Origin of the sequence: Aeromonas sp., from assembly GCF_051657805.1 — a bacterium.
Classification (GTDB): domain Bacteria; phylum Pseudomonadota; class Gammaproteobacteria; order Enterobacterales; family Aeromonadaceae; genus Aeromonas.
In genome coordinates, this window is record NZ_JBOFLJ010000038.1 from 1 (window position 1) to 2,212 (window position 2,212).

General features: G+C 58.9%; 1 protein-coding gene. It reads right to left on the bottom strand.

All coding sequences use genetic code 11. From position 1 onward, the window contains the following. A partial coding sequence (locus ACRCYW_RS14470) for a hypothetical protein (RefSeq protein ID WP_438550770.1) occupies nt 1-849 on the bottom strand: 849 nt, incomplete at its 3' end. Between the last annotated feature and the right edge of the window lie 1,363 nt (nt 850-2,212).

Genomic DNA, 2,212 nt, shown 5'->3' on the forward strand with positions numbered 1-2,212 from the left:
CCTTAAGACCATCGAACCGATGGTGATCGGCCTCCAATTACCGATCTCCTTCAACGCACCCTGGTCCGAGGTCTTGGGGATTAGTACCGTGCGACATTGTTTGAAGCATTTTGGGATGACTCCAGTGATCCACCACACGTTGAACATGCGTGAAAGTTCCTCGCACTCGGGGTCCCATGCAAGAATATCCTGCTTCCTGATCCTGTCGGGCCCGGGTGCGGATGCGTTCGCGACCTGCTTGAGACATCTTTCCACCTCATTCGCTGAGATCGGTCCAGCCATGTGCCCATTGCTTGCCAGGCCAAAGGGCACAAAGGGGCCCAGGCCCTCGAAGGCCGTTACTCTCTCCCAAACGCCGCGGAATTCGCCATAGATTTCCTCCGTCGTTAGCGGGCAGTTGGAAGGGCACGTACCATCGAGGAGCTCGGCGGCGAGTCGGACCTGGTCCCTTTGGAATTTCAGCTGACAGGCGTGGTAGGCAAGCCGCCTTGCTTTCCCAGTGGTCTGCCAGCGAGGTCCAACCGCTTCCCCCAGCTCGCGGTTGGTCCTCGGGGCTGGTAGTTGTTGACCTTCGACTTCACGCAGTTCCTGAAGCATCTGTGATGCCAGGCTTTCGACCAAGGCAGGAACTTGGTCATCACCTTCCAACCAGGCAGAGAGTACTCGGACGTAGCCCTCCTCGCCATTCTCTGCCCCACCCACCATTTGTCTGGCCACCTCCCGTAGTCCTGCCGAAAGGCCACCGTCTGGCAGGATAAGCGTTTCATGAGAAACTGACGGATTTGCTTTGTCGAGCGTCGGGCTGTTCGTTTCCTCAGAGAGTCTGGGGCGTTTGGGGGTACCAATCACGCCCTCCCCTAGGGCCCGCGAGACTTCTACCTCCACCTCCGCCTGTGTTAACGCAGGACTTTCCTCGGAGGGCGCGGGGACTGAACGCGCCCTCTTCCTGTTCCGGAGGTCGGGGTGGACGTGCCGCTCATGCGTACTCCGTGCCCTGTTGGAGACGAAACCACGGCCACACTCCTCGCAGACAAAAGCGCCTGAGCGTTGCCTACGTACGGTACCGCCATTACAGTGTGGAGCGTGACAAACGATGGTCCGCCACGCGTTCGAGACCTTTCCACATAAGCGACAGCTGTATCTAACGGGCACCCCCCCATGGCGAATTGCGAAGTGATTCACAACCCACATCAAAGTGCCCGCCGATACGCCACAGAGAGCGCATGCATAGTCCTCCAATGGCAGTGGCACTACCACACCGGGGTCCACGCACGGCTCTTCCGGAGTGGGGTTGGCCACGGTGAGACCTTCCCCTGGGAAAGCGTCGGGTTGACCCGAACTCGGGGCTTCTTCAGCAGAGCCTCTTGCGCCGAAGGGCTCGGTATCGCTACATACAACACCCGGTGGTCTTTCCTCGTCTGACGGCCCCACCCGCAGGCGCGTCAAAACCACCGAGCATTCTCGGAGTCTGGGGACAGGCAAGGGTCCAGAACCGGAGGGTTGGCCACCGTCCGACCCACAGTCCTCGGCCACAGAACCGCGGGGGGATCTTACCATATTAGAAGACGCCCGATCCCTGGCGCCCCTAAGGCGACTTTTTATCCTGGGCGACCCGCCAGCCAGTATGATTTTCCTGTTTCTGCTTTCTTTCATTATTCCGATTTGAGGCTTGACCCCCTCCGGGGTTTTCGATTCTCGGCGCTGGCAGGTCACCTGTCGCGTTTTCAATGGAGGGTGAGGAGTTGCGAAACTGGTCCAGGCGAGGTGGCAGCCAGAGTCCCATCACAGGATCTAGGAGCGCGCCTTACCCAGCCCCAGCCCGCTGTCGGCTACAGGCCAGTAGGCCAAATCACACAGTATTCCCAAGCCATCGCCGTCCTTCCCCTGTCTTGGGGACCATGAGTTTTACCCACCTTTCCCTGATCGCCGGTGTCGGTTCTGAGCTTAAGATGGTGGGTTGGCAAGACCAAGAATAGCCCGTATCCTGACGTCCTGAACCGACTTGCCAACACTCGACACACGCATCCATATTCAGAGACACACTACACAACGTTGCCCTTCGGACCGTCAATCACCCAGCACCTCACCCAAAGTGCTGGGACCCGTGGTGATTTGCACTGGCCCTACCATCTCCGGCGTACATGGCAACTTCGGAGGGAACCAGCTACTAGATGGTTCGATTAGTCTTTCGCCCCTATACCCAGGTCGGACG